Annotated in this window: 20 protein-coding genes; 8 read left to right on the top strand and 12 right to left on the bottom strand. The window is 60.3% G+C overall.

From position 1 onward, the window contains the following. Nucleotides 1-170: 170 nt before the first annotated feature. On the top strand, nt 171-866 hold the full coding sequence (gene aqpZ, locus ACORQT_RS04590) for an aquaporin Z (protein ID WP_444859329.1): 696 nt from the start codon (nt 171-173) through the stop codon (nt 864-866). Between the two features lie 56 nt (nt 867-922). Here aqpZ and ACORQT_RS04585 read toward each other — a convergent pair whose 3' ends face one another. Next, a complete protein-coding gene (locus ACORQT_RS04585) occupies nt 923-1,693 on the bottom strand; it encodes a class I SAM-dependent methyltransferase (protein ID WP_197849856.1) in 771 nt (256 codons plus the stop codon). 117 nt (nt 1,694-1,810) lie between these two features. Here ACORQT_RS04585 and ACORQT_RS04580 point away from each other — a divergent pair, with 117 nt between their 5' ends. The 3 genes from ACORQT_RS04580 (at nt 1,811) to ACORQT_RS04570 (ending at nt 4,106) form a co-directional block, all read left to right on the top strand. Continuing rightward, nucleotides 1,811-2,614, top strand: coding sequence for a helix-turn-helix transcriptional regulator (locus ACORQT_RS04580; RefSeq protein WP_033642020.1), 804 nt, complete (start codon nt 1,811-1,813; stop codon nt 2,612-2,614). Between the two features lie 107 nt (nt 2,615-2,721). Further along, on the top strand, nt 2,722-3,462 hold the full coding sequence (locus tag ACORQT_RS04575) for a DUF2076 domain-containing protein (RefSeq protein WP_197749707.1): 741 nt from the start codon (nt 2,722-2,724) through the stop codon (nt 3,460-3,462). Between the two features lie 95 nt (nt 3,463-3,557). Continuing rightward, nucleotides 3,558-4,106, top strand: coding sequence for a GNAT family N-acetyltransferase (locus tag ACORQT_RS04570; protein ID WP_042783762.1), 549 nt, complete (start codon nt 3,558-3,560; stop codon nt 4,104-4,106). Here the strand turns inward: ACORQT_RS04570 and ACORQT_RS04565 are convergent. From ACORQT_RS04565 to ACORQT_RS04545, 5 genes are all read right to left on the bottom strand, one after another. Next, nucleotides 4,097-4,348 (bottom strand): hypothetical protein, encoded by a 252-nt coding sequence (locus tag ACORQT_RS04565; RefSeq protein ID WP_033642017.1) that lies wholly within the window; start codon nt 4,346-4,348, stop codon nt 4,097-4,099. The genes ACORQT_RS04570 and ACORQT_RS04565 overlap by 10 nt on opposite strands. Nucleotides 4,349-4,434: 86 nt before the next feature. Then, nucleotides 4,435-4,887, bottom strand: a complete 453-nt coding sequence (locus ACORQT_RS04560) for a thiol-disulfide oxidoreductase DCC family protein (protein ID WP_042783761.1) — start codon at nt 4,885-4,887, stop codon at nt 4,435-4,437. Between the two features lie 75 nt (nt 4,888-4,962). Further along, entirely contained in the window at nt 4,963-5,292 is a 330-nt protein-coding gene (locus tag ACORQT_RS04555; protein ID WP_042783760.1) for a hypothetical protein, read from the bottom strand. Nucleotides 5,293-5,443: 151 nt separating this feature from the next. Continuing rightward, the gene (gene ycaC, locus ACORQT_RS04550; protein WP_004928476.1) at nt 5,444-6,070 is read right to left on the bottom strand and encodes an isochorismate family cysteine hydrolase YcaC; all 627 of its coding nucleotides are present in this window, start codon (nt 6,068-6,070) and stop codon (nt 5,444-5,446) included. Nucleotides 6,071-6,186: 116 nt separating this feature from the next. Continuing rightward, the gene (locus ACORQT_RS04545; RefSeq protein ID WP_016928920.1) at nt 6,187-7,068 is read right to left on the bottom strand and encodes a pirin family protein; all 882 of its coding nucleotides are present in this window, start codon (nt 7,066-7,068) and stop codon (nt 6,187-6,189) included. A gap of 125 nt (nt 7,069-7,193) precedes the next feature. On the opposite strand from ACORQT_RS04545, the gene ACORQT_RS04540 reads away from it, so the two are divergent. Beyond that, a complete protein-coding gene (locus ACORQT_RS04540; RefSeq protein WP_004940584.1) occupies nt 7,194-8,102 on the top strand; it encodes a LysR family transcriptional regulator in 909 nt (302 codons plus the stop codon). Here the strand turns inward: ACORQT_RS04540 and ACORQT_RS04535 are convergent, their stop codons facing one another. After that, nucleotides 8,103-8,486, bottom strand: a complete 384-nt coding sequence (locus ACORQT_RS04535; RefSeq protein WP_033642012.1) for a VOC family protein — start codon at nt 8,484-8,486, stop codon at nt 8,103-8,105. 2 nt (nt 8,487-8,488) lie between these two features. Further along, a complete protein-coding gene (locus ACORQT_RS04530) occupies nt 8,489-9,271 on the bottom strand; it encodes a DeoR/GlpR family DNA-binding transcription regulator (RefSeq protein ID WP_033642011.1) in 783 nt (260 codons plus the stop codon). A gap of 138 nt (nt 9,272-9,409) precedes the next feature. On the opposite strand from ACORQT_RS04530, the gene ACORQT_RS04525 reads away from it, so the two are divergent. Together ACORQT_RS04525 and ACORQT_RS04520 are read left to right on the top strand one after the other, a co-directional pair. Further along, a complete protein-coding gene (locus tag ACORQT_RS04525) occupies nt 9,410-10,099 on the top strand; it encodes a hypothetical protein (protein ID WP_033651048.1) in 690 nt (229 codons plus the stop codon). A gap of 106 nt (nt 10,100-10,205) precedes the next feature. Beyond that, entirely contained in the window at nt 10,206-10,823 is a 618-nt protein-coding gene (locus ACORQT_RS04520) for a hypothetical protein (protein WP_033642009.1), read from the top strand. A gap of 35 nt (nt 10,824-10,858) precedes the next feature. Here ACORQT_RS04520 and ACORQT_RS04515 read toward each other — a convergent pair whose 3' ends face one another. The 3 genes from ACORQT_RS04515 to pagP form a co-directional block, all read right to left on the bottom strand. Continuing rightward, nucleotides 10,859-11,122 carry a putative hemolysin gene (locus tag ACORQT_RS04515; protein WP_019454261.1) on the bottom strand — a complete coding sequence of 88 codons (264 nt, stop codon included), beginning with the start codon at nt 11,120-11,122 and terminating at the stop codon, nt 10,859-10,861. A 51-nt stretch (nt 11,123-11,173) separates the two neighbouring features. After that, nucleotides 11,174-11,662: a DUF2501 domain-containing protein gene (locus tag ACORQT_RS04510; RefSeq protein WP_033642008.1), complete on the bottom strand. Its 489-nt coding sequence runs from the start codon at nt 11,660-11,662 to the stop codon at nt 11,174-11,176. Between the two features lie 126 nt (nt 11,663-11,788). Further along, entirely contained in the window at nt 11,789-12,379 is a 591-nt protein-coding gene (gene pagP / locus ACORQT_RS04505) for a lipid IV(A) palmitoyltransferase PagP (protein WP_033642007.1), read from the bottom strand. Nucleotides 12,380-13,426: 1,047 nt separating this feature from the next. On the opposite strand from pagP, the gene ACORQT_RS04500 reads away from it, so the two are divergent. Next, entirely contained in the window at nt 13,427-15,106 is a 1,680-nt protein-coding gene (locus ACORQT_RS04500) for an alpha-keto acid decarboxylase family protein (RefSeq protein ID WP_147838743.1), read from the top strand. Nucleotides 15,107-15,158: 52 nt separating this feature from the next. Here ACORQT_RS04500 and ACORQT_RS04495 read toward each other — a convergent pair whose 3' ends face one another. Then, nucleotides 15,159-16,262, bottom strand: a complete 1,104-nt coding sequence (locus ACORQT_RS04495; protein WP_033651045.1) for a DUF1615 domain-containing protein — start codon at nt 16,260-16,262, stop codon at nt 15,159-15,161. Nucleotides 16,263-16,287 lie beyond the last annotated feature (25 nt).

Here is a 16,287-nt window from a genome sequence, read left to right as displayed (position 1 = left end):
CGGCGAAAAACGGTGTTTTTCTCATAGACAAAATAAAATGTCAGGGATTTAATACCGCCGTTATTCAAGGTGCATTAAGAAAATTCTATAGAATATCTGCATGAACTTAAAAAGCTGTTCTATAGTTTTTAGTGCTAACGCCCGTTAGTCTATTCCGCAGGATGGAATCTATGTCAAAGCGACTTTTTGCTGAATTTTTTGGCACATTTTGGTTGGTGTTTGGTGGTTGTGGTAGCGCAGTATTGGCAGCGGCATTCCCACAGCTGGGTATTGGTTTCCTCGGCGTCGCGCTCGCTTTCGGTCTGACCGTAGTGACGATGGCCTATGCCGTCGGCCATATTTCCGGCGGGCATTTTAACCCGGCGGTCACCGTCGGCTTATTCGCCGGCGGCCGTTTCGCGGCGAAAGACGTGATCCCTTACGTTATCGCACAGGTGATCGGCGGTATCGCCGCAGCGTCGGTGCTGTATTTGATCGCCAGCGGCAAAGCCGGTTTCGACGCCACGGCAGGCGGTTTCGCCTCCAACGGTTACGGCGAACACTCACCGGGCGGTTACTCTCTGCAAGCCGCAATCGTGATTGAGCTGGTGCTGACCGCCTTCTTCCTGATCGTTATTCATGGCGTGACCGACAAGAGCGCGCCGGCAGGCTTTGCCCCGCTGGCTATCGGCCTGACGCTGACGCTGATCCACCTGATCAGCATCCCGGTGACCAACACCTCCGTCAACCCGGCGCGCAGCACCGGCGTAGCGATCTTCCAGGGCACCTGGGCGCTGCAGCAGCTGTGGGTGTTCTGGCTGGTGCCGCTGGTCGGCGGCATTATCGGCGGCCTGATCTACCGCTGCCTGCTGGAAGACAAAAAATAAGCGTATCGCAGTCGACGCGTTTCACGGGGCAGCCTTCATCGGCTGCCCCGTTGCTTTCAGCCCTTCGTCACTTCAAACATCATGATATCGCTGGTGAAGGAGCCGTCCGGCTGGATGGCGAAATGCTCCGCCACCTCCTGCGACACGCTTTGCTGCAGCGCGCGGATCGCGGTGACGAAATGCGCCGGCGTGCGCATGCGCGCCACCCAACTGCCGAACTCCAGCGTCAATCGATCCGACGTCACCTCGCGTACCACCAGCCCGGCCTCGGTCAGCAACGTCAGCCACTCGCCCGGCGCATAGTTGCGCACGTGCGAGGTGTCGCGCAGCACTTCCACGGTTTGCAGGTAGATATCCAGCAGCGGGTGCCCCGGCGAGACCACGTCCATAAAGATCGCGCTGCCGCCCGGTTTGAGTACCCGCCTGACCTCGCGCAGCGCCTGGCCGACATCGCGCCAGTGGTGCGCCGAATAGCGGCTGATGACCAGATCGAAACTGGCGTCCTCAAACGGCAAAGACTCCGCCACGCCCTGCTGCTGCTGAATGTTGTTCAGGCCTTTTTCCGCCGCCGCCTGCTTCACCACCGCCAACATTTGCGCCGACAGATCGTAGGCCACCACCTGCGACACGCTGGCCGCCGCGGTGAAGCTGGCATGCCCGGCGCCGCAGCCCAGATCGAGCAGGCGCGCTTCGGCGTGCGGCGCCAGTAACCGCGCCAGACGTTGCAAATCCTTGCCCTGCGCATGCACCGCGCTGGTTAAATAGGCATTGGCCTGCTCGCCGAACTGCCGGTCTACCGCATTGTTATGGCTGTTGCTGTTGCTCATGTTTGCTCCTGTTATTATCCGGCTTGCGCCTGTGCCTGAAGGCTTTCGGCTACTATAATCAGGCTACTATACGGGTACAATATGAGCAGTTATCCTGGTATAAATAGGTACCATGCTATGTCATCAGAAGCCTTATCCGGGCCAAAAGCCCTCGGCGCGTTTCTGCGCGCGCACCGCGAACGCATCACGCCGGAAATGATCGGCCTGCCCAGCTCTTCGCGCCGCCGCACCAGCGGCCTGCGCCGCGAAGAGTTGGCGCAAATCAGCGGCATCAGCGCCACCTGGTATACCTGGATCGAACAGGGCCGCGAGGTGTCCATTTCTCCTTTCACGCTGGCGCGCATCGCCAAAGCGCTGCGGCTCGGCCCGGCCGAACGCCACTACCTGTTTACCCTGGCGCGTATCGCCGACCCCGAGCAGGAAGCGCACCGAGAAACCGCCAATGACGCGGTGCTGCAAAGCGTGCATCAGATGACGGTGCCCTGCTATCTGCTGGACGTGAGCTGGAACGTCGTCGCCTGGAATCCGCAGGCGGCGGCGCTGTTCAGCGGCTGGCTGGATGTGGCCAACAGCCCCAACCTGCTGCACTTCATGTTCTTCCACCCGTTGGCGAAAACGCTGGTCAGCGATTGGGAAGAGCGCGCGCGCCGCGTGGTGGCCGAGTTTCGCGCCGAGACCAGCCATCATCAAAATACCGAAGAGATGCGCGCCTTCGTGCGCAACATGACGCACAACAGCGCGGACTTTAATCACTGGTGGAAGCAACATGACGTCATGGCGCGCGAAGGCGGCGAAAGAGCGTTCGAGCATCCTCAGCGAGGCGCGCTGCGCTATCGCCAACTCACCTTCCATCCGGCGGAGCACGCCGGTCTGAAGCTGGTGATGCTGATCCCGCTGCCGCAATTGGTAACAAATTCATAGGCAGGTTTACCCGCCATTTATTTATTGGTTCATGTAAACGCGCTAGGGTAATTGATACCGATGATAGTGATCATCCAGCACCGTTATTTATCTCCTGAGGTACTCCTATGCAATCCGAAGAACAACGCCTTATCGATGGTCTGTTTGGCCGCCTGAAAGAAGCCGAGACCAAGACGGGCCCACGGGATCTCCAGGCAGAGCAGCAAATCAACCAGCATATTCGCGAGCAGCCTTCCGCCCCTTATTACATGGCGCAGGCGATGATTATTCAGGAAGCGGCGCTCAAGCAGATGGATCAGCGGGTCAAAGAGCTGGAGGCCCAGGTGGCGCAGCTGCAGCAAACCGCCAACGGCCAGCAGAGCAGTGGCGGCTTCCTGGCCGGCCTGTTCGGCGGCGGCAGCCGCAGTACGCCAAGCCCGCGCGAACAGTATCAGGCGCAGCAGCAAAATACGGCGGCCTGGAACAACGCGCAGCAGCCACAGCAGCCGCAGCAACCGGCCTATGCCCCACCGCAGCAGGCGGCGCCTTCACGCGCCGGCGGCTTCCTGGGAGGCGCCTTGCAAACGGCGGCGGGCGTCGCCGGTGGCGTGGTATTGGCCGACATGCTGACCGGCATGTTCCGCCATTCGCAACCACAGGAAATCGTAAATATTATCGAGGAAACCCCGGCGCCGCTGGACGACAGCGCAATGCGCAATTTCGACGCCTCCAACAACCTGGATACCTTCAACAACGGCGATGGCGGTAGCTTCCTCAACCAGGACAACGGCTTCCAGAACGCCAACTATCAGGACGACACGGACTACGCCGACGACGATTACAGCGACGACGACGACTCCTTCCTGTAATTCCCTTCGCCCCCTCTCACCCGCAGAGGGGGATTTCCCGTTTCGCCATTCTGGTCTACAGTGAACACTGTTCATTTATCCAGCAGAGAGAAACGATGACAAGCTTTAATCCTTCCACTCCTTTCTTCAGCGAACGCCTGCAGATGCGCCCACCGGTGATGGCGGATCTCGCGCGTTTCTACGCCATCTTCGGCGATCCGCAAACGCAGCGTTTCAATCCCGCCGGCCCACTCACCAGCGAAGCGCAGGCCGCATCGGCGCTGCAAGAGAGGATTTCCGGGTGGCAACAACACGGTTACGGTTCCTGGGCGATCGCTCTGCGCGAACGGCCGGATTGGATTATCGGCTTTGGCGGATTGTCCCGGAAACCGCTCGGGGCGCAGCGCACCGTGAACCTCGGCTATCGCTTCGATACTCGCGTCTGGGGCATGGGATTGGCCACCGAGATGGCGCGGGCGTCGCTGCAATACGGTTTTGTCGGATTGGCGCTGGGGGAGATTTCCGCCATTGTGCGTGCGGAGAATCAGGCGTCGTGGCGAGTGCTGGAAAAGATCGGCATGCAGCGGGTGGATACGCTGGATGACGTGCCCGGCGCGGCGCCGAGCCTGGTGTATACGCTAAAGCGCTGCGACTATCAGGGCTGATCGTCGCTGATTTTGGCCAACGCCATGCGGTAAGATTTGACCTTCTGGCGCTTTTTCAACCAGGTGGCGGTAGAGACAATGAATACCGCGCCCGACATCGCCAATACGCCGGTTGGATGGCCATAAAACACCATCAAGGCAAAGTAGACGGCGGAAACGATCGCCACCCATTTCGCCGTATTGCCCATGTCGTTTTTCTCTTGGGTCAAACGGCGGATGTGCTCTTCTTCACTGATTCCCATACGCGCTCCTTGTTGGCTGAATGACCCATTATATGGAGCTGGAGTGCTGATATTTCAAGCGGTTGGATGGTAAAGAAGCGTAAAGCTCAGGCCGGCGGCTCCCGCCGCCGAGGCAGATAGCGCCCGGGCTGGTCGGCACCCGGCAGGCCGCTGCCGTCGTTGCGGCCAAACAGCCGGTAGCGATTGCCGGCGACCGCATCGTAGATCTTGTCCGCCAGTCGCGGCGGCAGGAAACGCGCCAGCGCCAGCGCGCGGTACGGCCATCCCACTTGGCGCAGCGCCCGAAACAACGCCGCCGAACGCAGCCAACAGCGCCCCTGTTCCACATAGACCACGGAATCGAAACGGTCGGTCGGCAATCCCAGCGCCTGCAGGATTGCCTGCCCTTCGACGGATTGCACCGTCGCCAACAGAATGCGCCGCTGCCGATCGGCGCGAACAAGGTATCTCACCAGCCCATGACACAGGTTGCATTCGCCGTCGAACAACAACGCGCGATCGCCGGGCTGCAGATAAGGCAACTGTGATAAAGGGGTCATCCCGCCTCCCGAAAAATGCTCGCCTTAGCCTAACGCGCCTGGTGCGCCCAGGCCAGAGCGGGATGACGGGGCGTGTTAAGGCCCGGGCGGTGCGTCAGGCACCGCCACCACCGCGACGCGCACTTCGTAATGTTTGGCGCTGCCCGCCGGGATCACCGCCGTCAGTTTGTTGATGGTTTCCACCGGATTGTCGCTGGCCGAGGTGGCGCAGAACAGCTCACCGCCGCGGCAGAACCCCGGCTTGGGCGGGTGCCCGCCCGGGAAAGGCGGCATGCGCATCGGTTCATCCGCCACAGGCGGCAACGCTTTGGCCGCAGGCGCCTCGGGGGCAGACATCGCGCTCGCGCTGAACAACAGCGCCATGCCCATGCAGGGCAGCGCCAGGATCTTGATTGCTTGTTTCATTGAATTAGCCTCATTTGCCGGGTTCGGGATTACGCTACCCCGCCCCCGGCCCATGAGAAAGCCGCTTTTCGCTACCTTTTCGCCCCGCTGCGCTTTGCTTACACGCGCTTAACGTGATGAGAGGCAAAAGGTTGGGTAAAGGGCCGTTGCGTTACTTGCCGTTCGTCAGCGTGTTGTAGCTGGTCATCAGATTGCGGTAGTCCGGGATATGGTTGGAGAACAGCGTGCCCAGGCCTTCGATGTCGTTGCGCCAGTCGCGGTGCAGCTCGCAGGCGACGCCGAACCAGGTCATCAGCTGCGCGCCGGCGGCCTCCATGCGGCTCCAGGCCGACTGACGCGTCAGCTCATTGAAGGTGCCGGAGGCGTCGGTCACCACAAAGACCTCGAAACCTTCATTGAGCGCCGACAGCGCCGGGAATGCCACGCACACTTCGGTCACTACGCCGGCGATGATCAGCTGCTTGCGGCCGGTGGCTTTCACCGCCTTGACGAAGTCGTCGTTGTCCCAGGCGTTGATCTGGCCAGGGCGAGGAATGAAGGGAGCATCGGGGAATTGGGCTTTCAGTTCCGGCACCAGCGGGCCATTGGGGCCGTTTTCGAAACTGGTGGTGAGAATGGTCGGCAGGTTGAAGTACTTCGCTAAATCACCCAGCGCCAGCACGTTGTTTTTAAACCGATCGGGATCGATATCACGCACCAGCGAAAGCAGCCCTGCCTGATGATCCACCAGCAATACGGCGGCCTGGTCTTTGTCGAGGCGCTTGTAATTTGCAGTCATGGTTTTACTCCTGTGGGGTTGATGTTGCGGATGAAACGCCCCGCCGCAGGGCGGGGCGTTGAGGTTTAAGTGTAGCGCCTGAGCCGGGGAACACTGTCCGCCCCAGGCGCCAAGGTTCAACCGGCGCTCGCTTCGGCGTTCATGCTGCCGAACTTGCCGCTGTTGAAATCGCGGAACGCCTGCTGGATTTCCGCGTCGCTGTTCATGACGAACGGGCCGTAGCCGACGATAGGCTCATCGATCGGTTCGCCGCTCAGCACCAACAACGCGACGTCGTTGTTGGCTTCGATGGTGATCGAATCCCCCGCCCGGTCGAAACGCACCATTTGGGTTTCGCGCACCACGTCTTCACCGTTAACCAGGATCGCGCCGTGCAGCATCACCAGCGCCAGCGTATGGCCTTCTTTCACCGTCAGCGTGGTGGTATGGCCGGCATTCAGCTTCATGTCCCACACGTTAAGCGGGCTGAAGGTGCGCGCCGGGCCGGCGTGGCCGCCAAAGTCACCGGCGATCACCCGCACCTGCCCTGCGCCGTCCGCCAGAGGAACCACCGGAATATCGGCGTTCAGCAGCGTCTGATAGCCCGGCTCGGCCATTTTGTCCTTGGCCGGCAGGTTGACCCACAGCTGTACCATTTCCATGGTGCCGCCCTTGCGCGAGAAGTCCCGCGAATGGAACTCTTCGTGCAGAATGCCGGAGGCGGCGGTCATCCACTGGACGTCGCCGGGGCCAATCACCCCGCCGCTGCCGGTCGAGTCGCGGTGTTCCACTTCGCCCTGATAGACGATGGTCACCGTTTCAAACCCGCGATGCGGGTGCTGACCCACGCCACGGGTGCCGGAGGCGGAGCGGAATTTGGTTGGCGCTGCGTGATCCAGCAGCAGGAACGGGCTCATTTCCGCTCCCAAATCGTTATAAGAGAACAGCGAATTCACCAGGAAACCGTTACCGACCCAATGTGCTTCCGGGCTGTTGTGAATACCGAGGATTTTTTTCATCTTGAACTCCCGTTTCAGACCTCACGGCCTTAAGTTGATGTCAGAAGTTTAATCCGCCGGGGTTTGCTGCAGTAGTAGGCAAGATGTACACTCAGCGTTCTACTGGTAGAACGATAAGGGATGCGATGCTGACCGATCTGAACGACCTGTTTTTCTTCGCCAGCGTGGTCGATCACCAGGGATTCGCCCCCGCCGGCCGGGCGCTGGGCATTCCCAAATCCAAACTCAGCCGCCGCGTGGCGCTGCTGGAAGAGCGGCTGGGCGTGCGCCTGATCCAACGCTCGACGCGGCGCTTCTCGGTGACCGAGGTCGGCCAAACCTATTACGCGCACTGCAAGGCGATGCTGGTGGAAGCGGAAGCCGCGCAGCAGGCGATCGAGCAGACGCGCGCCGAGCCCTGCGGCACGGTGCGCATGTCCTGCCCGGTGGCGATCCTGCACACTCGCGTCGGCAGCATGGTGGCGGCCTTTATGGCCGATTATCCCAAGGTGACGGTGCATCTGGAGGCCACCAACCGCCGGGTGGACGTGGTGGGGGAAGGGTTGGATCTGGCGATCCGCGTGCGGCCGCCGCCGCTGGAGGACAGCGATCTGGTGCTGAAGATCCTGGCGCAGCGCACCTGGTGCGTCGCCGCCAGCCCGGCGCTGGTGCGCACCCTCGGGCCGGCGCAAACGCCGGAAGACCTGCGTAAATACCCGACGCTCGATCTCGGCCCGGCGCGCGCTCAGCACCAATGGCGGCTGACCGGCCCGCAGGGTGAACGGGTGGAGTGGGAACACACGCCGCGGCTGGTCACCGACGACATGCTGATGCTGCGCACCGCCGCCATCGCCGGCGCCGGCATCGTACAACTGCCGGCGATGATGATGCGCGACGACATGCTGCGCGGCGAGCTGGTGCAACTGTTGCCTGGCTGGCAGCCGCAGGGCGGCGTGGTGCACGCGGTCTACCCGTCGCGCCGCGGCCTGCTGCCGGCGGTGCGGCTGCTGCTCGACTATCTGGGTGAGCAGTTCGCCAGCATTGAAGAAGAGTAATCAGGCGGTGATTTCGATCGCGTTGCCGTCCGGATCGCGAATGACCGCCTCGTAGAAGCCGTCGCCGGTCCAGCGTGGCGCGGACAGCAAGATGCCCTCCTGCCGTGCGCGCTGCGCCAACCGATCGACCTGCCGCTCATCCCCCAGCGACAGCGCGATGTGCGCCCAGCCCACCCGCTCCTCCTGCGCCTGCGCCGGCAGCAACGTCGGCACGCGCATGATCTCCAGCGTCGGCCCGGCCGCCAGGCTGACGAAGCGGGAAACGAACCCCGGCCGATTGCGGCTGACGTACTCCTCTCCCGCTTCACCGTTGAAATAGCGCTGCCAGAACGCCAGCTGCGCGTCGATGTCACGGGTCCACAGGGCAACATGGGCTATTTTCATCATCATTCTCCGGTCGATAAATCGCTGTGCCAGATCTGGCCGCCGCCCTGCGCCACCTGCTGCTCAAGCTGCGGGTGCGCGCCGCGCGCCGTCACCAGATGATCCACCCGCCCGGCGGGCAGGAAGGGGTAAGGGGCGTAGGTATTGAGTTTGTCGCGGGTGCACAGCACCGCCACGCTGCCGGCGCGCGTCAGCAACCGCTTTTTGAACGTGGCGTCCTGGTAACTCAACGCGGAGAAGCCCCCGGCCGGGTCGTAGGCGCAAATGCCGGTGAACACCAGATCGAAATGAAATCCGTCGATCTCTTCCGCCGCCTTGGCGTCCACGCAGCCGCCGACCTGCGCATCCAGTTCGCCGCCGATCAGGATGGTGCGGATCCCCGGCCGTTCCAGCATTTTGCCGGCGATGCTCAACGCATTGGTTACCACCGTCAAACGCCGATCGCGCGGCAACAGATCCGCCAGATACAGGTGGGTGCTGCCGGCATCAAGGAAGATCAGCTGTTCTTCGCCGATCACCCCCAGCGCGGTCTGTGCCAGCGCCAGCTTCTCATCACCGCTGAGGGCAATGCGCGCCGCAACGGGGCCTTCGGCCGGCGTCGGCGCCAGCGCACCGCCATAGATGCGTTTGCACAGATTCTGTGCCGCCAGCTGACGCAGGTCGCGGCGGATGGTCGCTTCGGTGGTATTCAGCCGCTGCGCCATCTCCAGAGCCAGCACTCGCCCCTGTTGGCGGAGCGTGTCGAGAATGGCCTGATGGCGCTCATTCGGTAACAGTTTGGACATCATGTCAATCCGGCGATGCTAAAGTGATCATGAATGTACACAAACGTACACGATCGAACAAACACTTTTTTGGCAACACTCAAGCGGCGGCGCTCGTCTAGACTGAAAGTGACATCACAGATAAGGGATTATGACGCGATGACCTCCGCCGTGCTTTATACGCTGTTTCCCGCCGCAGCCACCGTCGTCGGCGCAGCGGTGGCGCTCTATCGCCGCCCCGGCGACGCCGCGATGCGCGTCATCCATCACTTTACCGCCGGCATCGTGTTCGCCGCCGCCGCCACCGAAATCTTGCCCGATCTCAAACAGCAGTCGCCTTTGGCGGTGTTGCTGGGCGGCGCTGTGGGGGTGCTGTTAATGTTGCTGGTTCGGCGTCTGGGCGAAAAAGCGCAGGGGCCGGTCGGTTTTATCGCCGCGGTCGGCGTCGATATCTTTATCGATGGGCTGGTGCTGGGCATTGCCTTCGCGGCCGGCGCCAAAGCCGGCCTGCTGTTGACGCTGGCGTTAACGCTGGAAGTGCTGTTCCTGGGATTGTCGATCGTCGGCGATTTGCAAGACTTTCTCGGCAGGCGGCTGCGCGTCATGGCGGCGATAGTTGGCCTGGCGCTGCTGTTGCCCATCGGCGGCCTGCTGGGGGCGCCGGTGGCCATGCTGGGCGCATTTTGGCTGACCGCCTTTCTGGCCTTTGGCCTGATCGCCCTGCTCTACCTGGTGACCGAAGAGCTGCTGGTCGAAGCGCATGAAGGCGGAAAGGAAACCCCGTTCGCCGCCGCGATGTTCTTTGCCGGCTTCCTGCTGCTGTTGCTGTTGGAAGAAGGTTTAGGATAAAAAAACAGGAATTTCATGGCGCATGCCGCCCGGTGGCAACGCTTTGGCTATACTGAGGCAAGCGAAGTTACCGCAGACGTAACGGCTTGGGCGTAAAGGGAAAACGATGTTATTGACGATCGCAAGGTGGCTGTTTCAATTACCCGGGAAGCTGTTTGGGCTGATTTTTAAAAATCGCCTGAGGGTATTTCTGTTCTTCATGCTGGTCGCCCTCGGGGTGCTCGGCGTCAAGCGCTATCTGCTCACCCACCAGTATGACGACGAATTCAGCCTCGCCGCCCCCACCGATTACAACCGCGCCATCAAGCGCGAAATGCCGCAGCGCGAAGCACGTGAGCAATGCGGCGGGCCGCTGCACGATAATGCCGGGCAACCCTGGCCCGCGTCAGCCGGCTATCTGCATCAGCCGACCGGCCTGCCCGCAACCGGCCTGCATCGGCTGACGCTGGACAATCAAGGCAACGATTTCGCGGTGTTGGTCAAAATGGAAACGCCCGCCGCGCCGCAGCAGCTGGCGGAAGTCTTTATTCCGGCCGCCGGCAGCTTCGAGGTTAAAATGAATGCGGATGCGGAACACGTGATGAAAATCAAGAACATCAAGACCGGCTGCATGTTCCGCTCCAGGCCGTTCAACCTGGATAAACGGAGCGATTGGCGCATACCGTTATCGCTGCAAAAGGACGGCAGCCTGCAGCTGCAGTCGATAGGCGATCGGCAATTCTGATCGGGCGCCGGGCAGAGTCGCCGGCGCCGCAGAGGTTACTTTTTCACCGGATGATCGCGGCGGAACAGCTCCCAACTTTCAATTTCCTGCCCATTCGGCAGCGTACAGGTCGAATACTGGCCCGCCGCGTTTTCTTTGGCGTTCAGCTTGCCGCCGATTTTGGTGCAATACACGTCGGCCGGATTCGCCATGCCGATCGGTTTCACCTGCGGCGGTGGCGGCGCATCGTTGGATTTCACGGAACACCCCTGCAACATCGTCATCCCTGCCAACAGGGAAAGCATCAACGTTTTTTTCATTTTTCCAGCTTATGCAAAATACCCACGGCGGAACGCTCCGCCGTGGGTTGATCATGAAATAAAGGATTTGCCCTGTTTCAGCACCAGATCGCAGGCTTTTTGCTTCACCTTCTCGGTGATCTGCGAGGTGCCCAGGCTGTTGAGATCCAGGCTCTTGCCTTCACCGGTCTGCAGCAAGCCACCCAGGCCCTGCTGATAATCCTGGCTCTTGGCGTTTTCAGTGCTGGTGATGCCCAGTTTGCTGAGCAACTGATCTTTCACCCCTTCGGCGCCGTTAGCCGACAGCACGTTGTTCTTCACACAGTACTGCAGGATGCCGGCGGCGTTGGTCATGCTGCTGGAGCTTAACGCCTTGTCGCCGCCGTTCAGCAGGCCGGTCAACGAGGAGAGCGACATGCCGCCGCCGCTTTCGCCGCCAGACTTGCTCAGTTCGCCCGCCGCGCTGCTGAGAGAATCCATCAGACCGGCGGCCTGGGTGGCGCCGCTGGCCAGGGTCGCGGACAGCGCCAAAGCCAGCAGTAAACGATGTTTGGTGATCATAGTGATAAAACTCCTGTAAGAACGGCATGCAATCGGCGCAGCGCGCCGGGATACCTCTCCGACGCCGCCTGCGGCGACAAGTTCCTTTTATCTCGCCGCCGCGCCGTTTTTCGGAATTCAGGAAGTTTAGAACTGCCAGCGCAGCCAGGCGAAGAACACGTTGCCGTTGTTATAGGTGCCGGGAATGTAGGTCGCCTGGAACGTCAGCCGCTGATAGCCGATAGAAGCCAGCGGCAGCGGCGCCGGGATAGGAATATATTTCCAGTTATCGCGCGCGGTGACGCTGGCGGTGAAACCCAGCCCCAGGCGGAAATCCTTGTCATCCAACGGACGCCAGATCTTCTCGTAGGCGTAGCCGCCGATCGGCTCCCACTTGTTGAAGGAGTCCTTGAACGCCATGATGTAGATGCCGTGCCAGTCACCGTCGCTGTCGTAGCGGGAGATGCCGTAACCGGCGCCCCACGGGCGCTCGTTGTACTTATCGATATGTTCGTCATCGTAAGTCCAACGGTTATGCCAGGTGATGGCCGGAATATAGAGATCGTGGTTCGGCGAATTGTTCCAGGTCTCCGACACGTTATGGGTAAAGCGCTGCCATAGACCCGGTTTTTCGGCCTGCGCGGTATTGCCACTTTCTGTACTAACCTCAGCGTAAGAAGGCAGTGCAGGAAATATCAACGCCAGAGAACATGCCAACAGAGTCCGTTTGAGAAACATGGTAAAGCTCCTGTAAAAATACGGCCGAAGATTTTTACCGATAGCCCAGGCAAGATCAAGCTGTATCCAATTTATCCAACGCCCGTTTCGCCTTGGTTAAGCTTAGCATCGGAAAATTCGCATTGGTTTATAACGGGTTGCACCGACATCTGCATGTTAGCGCCTTTCGGACGGCAAAACCGTGGGAAAAGTCCGCTTTGTCGTTCGCTACTCGCGGGCCAGGTGCTTGACCAACACATCGACATCGAGGCGGTTCACGAACGCCAGAGAATAAGGCCGAACAGTCGATTTTAAAACGCCGAAGGGTGACGCGCGGCAACGGCAACCCATCACGCTCGTCGTGGATCAGCACCAGCACATGTCGATAGCTTTTCATGGCTATTTCCCCCTCAGACGACCCCCGCTGGGACGCAGGCCCTTTGGTAGGTATACGCCATCCAGGCGCACGTAGAGAAAAGTTTACGTATCGGCCCCAAGGAATGTGATGGTCGCCACGTTATATTAGCGCCCGTAACGACGCTTGTTTACGCCGGCCCGAGGCGGCGCGCATTGCAGCCCCGTAAAATAAAACTGACAACACGACGCGAATAAAAAAGCGACATTGTTAATTTTTTGTTTTTGATTGGTTGCGCAATGGTTTCATGAAATAAGCGTGCGGTGGATCACCAAAATGCCTCTTTGCGCCGGCTTCTGCCTTTCTTTACCAGCAAAGTAGCGTTACGCCACCCGATGGGATTTAACGCGGCGTCAAAAGTACCGGATGATTCGCCCTGCATCATGATAAATGCCAATACGCCGCCATTTTTCTGTCGATATACCGCCAGGGAAAAATACCGCACCGTCCTCCTGCATAATAACCACACTATTTATACATCATTCAATCGCGTAAAGCGCCGAATACAAACCGCCTATTCATCGGCTGCCACGCCTGTCTTGAACAAGCCGACACTTTAAATAACTGTTAATGCTAACGACACAACATCGCCAGCAATTTATTTTTGCTGATTTTCGCCTGACAAAATAAAGATAAATAATTCGGAGCAATCAATGAAAATAACTATCGGGTCATTCATTCTGCAACAGCTTCACGCCCTGAACGTCGATCGTATTTACGGCGTGCCCGGCGACTATAATCTCAGCCTGCTGGAGCTGCTGGAAAACGACGAGCGGCTGGCGTTTGTCGGCAACTGCAATGAATTGAACGCCTCCTACGCCGCCGACGGTTACGCCCGAATGAAAGGCGCCGGCGCGCTGATCGTCACCTACGGCGTCGGCGATCTGGCCGCGCTGTCCGGCATCGCCGGGGCCTATGCCGAATCTTCGCCGGTTATCTGCATCGCCGGCACGCCACCGCTGCATGCGATGAAAAATCACCAGCTGTTGCACCATACCCTGGGCGATGGCAATTTCGACAACGTCATGAACTGCTTTAAACAATTCACCGTTGCGCAAGCCTTGATTACGCCGGAAAATGCCGCACAAGAAATCCCACGCGTTATTTCCCGCGCCTGGATAGAGAAGAAACCGGTGTATTTACAGCTGCCGTCGGATATTTGCGATGTGGAAATTGAAATCGCCGCGGCGGCGGCGGCACCGCAATTACCGGCCAGCGATAAATACAATGTGCAATTAGCGGCGATGGCGCTGTTAACCAAAATCAAACGCGCACAGCGCCCAATCATATTGGTCGATCAAATGGTGGATCGCTACCAGTTGCAGCAGTTGGTCATCGCGGTCGCTCACCGCTTCGCCATTCCGCTGACCAATATGCCCACCGCCAAATGCATTATCCCGGAAAACACCGCCGGTTGGATGGGCGGCTACAGCGGCAATCTGTCGCGCCCCGAACTGTATGAACACATGGCCCACTCGGACTGCGTGCTGAGCTTCGGCGTGCGTTTGGTGGATTCCACCACCGGCTATTTCTCCCAGCACATTCCCGCCGCCGCTCAGGTGGACATCCAACCGTTCTCAATGAAGCTGGACAACACCTCCTACCCGGCGGTGTCGACGGCGGATCTGCTGCAGGCACTGTTGGATCTGAGCGAAGACGCGCCGGCGCAGCCCCTGGCGCCGTTGGCCAGCCCACATGAGAAGCTGGCGACGCCGAGCGACGCGCCTATCGACCAGGCCTATCTGTGGCGGCGCATCCAACGCTTCATCCGGGCGGATGACGTGGTGGTGGTGGAAAACGGCACCTCCGGCGCGGCCATCGGCGGCATGCGCATGCCGGACGGCGTCAAGGTGGTCAACCAACCGATTTGGGGCTCAATCGGCTATACCCTGCCGGCGCTGCTCGGCACCCTGATGGCGGCCCCTGAACGCCGCCACCTGCTGTTCATCGGCGACGGCTCTTTCCAGTTGACCGCGCAGGAAGTGTCCACCCTGCTGCGCTGCGAGCAAAAGCCGATCATCTTCCTGATCAATAACGACGGCTACACCATCGAACGCTATATCCTCGGCGAAAGCTCGTCCTACAACGACATCAGCCCGTGGGACTACGCCAAACTGCCGGCGGTGCTGAATACTCGATCGCAGCCGTTCAGCGTGGCGGTGGAAACCACGCAACAGCTGGAAATGGCCCTGGAACACGCCTCGCGGCAGGATAGGCTGGCGTTTATCGAGGTGAAAGTGCCGATGATGGACACGCCGCCGGTGATGAAAGAGTTCTGCAACCGTTGCAACAGCTTTAACTTCGGCCTGACCAACCCGCGCCGCAGCGCCTGATGCGCGATCGCGCCGCCGGTGACTCAGGCCACCGGCGGCGTTTTCTTTAGGGTTAACCGCCGGCGCGCGCCATGCAGCGCTGGCGGCGTTCATCCACCCGCTTGGCGAACCAGGCGGTAGTCAACTTACGGGTGATTTTCGGGCTTTCCAGTTGGATGCCCGGCAGCATCTCGCGCGGCAGCTTGCCGCCCGCCAGCGCATAGACCTTCTTATACAGGTCGGTATCGGCAAAGTCGGCCGTGTCGCCTTTCTCCAGCGCCCGGCGAATGGCGCTGTCGCTCATGTTCAGGCGCTTGCCGAGCGTGCGCACCGCCAGCTCGGTGGAGCCGGGCTTGTCGCTGCCAAAGTCGATCAGATCGCCGTCCAGCGCCAGCGGAATGGCGCTCGCCCGGCTGACCGCGTTTTGGAACGCCGCGTTGCGGCTGGCATACCAGCCGGCGTTGAAGTCGGCGAAGCGGTAGATTGGCCGGCTATAGTCGGCCGGGTACCCCAGCAAATGCATAATGCCGAAGTACATGCCGCCACGTCGGCTGAAGACTTCGCGCCGAATCGAACCGTCAACCGGATAAGGATACCCTTTGGCATGCGCCTCGGCGAAGGCGACGCTCACCTGCATCGGGCCTCCGGTATGAACCGGGTTCAAATGACCGAACAGCTTCTGCCCCATCGGCACGCGGTCGATCATGTCATCGAAGATATCGCTCAGATCCTTTTCGGTGCGCACCTTATCCAGGCGCTCGCTGTAGCTCTGGCCGTTCGACGACGAGATCTTCAACGCGGTATGCACCAAAAAGTTAGGGATATGCATCTGATCGGCACGGCGGTCGATCTCCTTCCAGGCGATCTTCGGCAGCCCCGGCACCTGCGGGTTAGCCTGGAACGTCGACTCCTGTTCGGTGACCGCCAGCACCGAGCACAGGTTCTCATCGCTCGGCTCAATGCCCTGCGCGGCGAACGCGGCGGTGATATCGGTGGCCCAACCCTGACGATCGCCGGCATTGGCCGGGATCAGCGTCATCAGTCGCGCTTTGACGTCGGCGGGGCGCGCCGCCGGCGAGGTGGTGGTGGTTTTGCTGGTACAGCCCGCCAGCGCCAGCAGCGCGGCCAGGCTCAGCAAACGGAGGGGCTTCGGGTGGCATAAACGGCGTATCGACATCTTTTCCCTGAACGTGATGACATGA

Source organism: Serratia sp. (in: enterobacteria) (assembly GCF_052400455.1).
Taxonomy (GTDB): domain Bacteria; phylum Pseudomonadota; class Gammaproteobacteria; order Enterobacterales; family Enterobacteriaceae; genus Serratia; species Serratia ureilytica.
The sequence above is the reverse complement of the archived record's forward strand: the minus strand, read 5'-3'. Positions and strand labels throughout refer to the sequence as shown.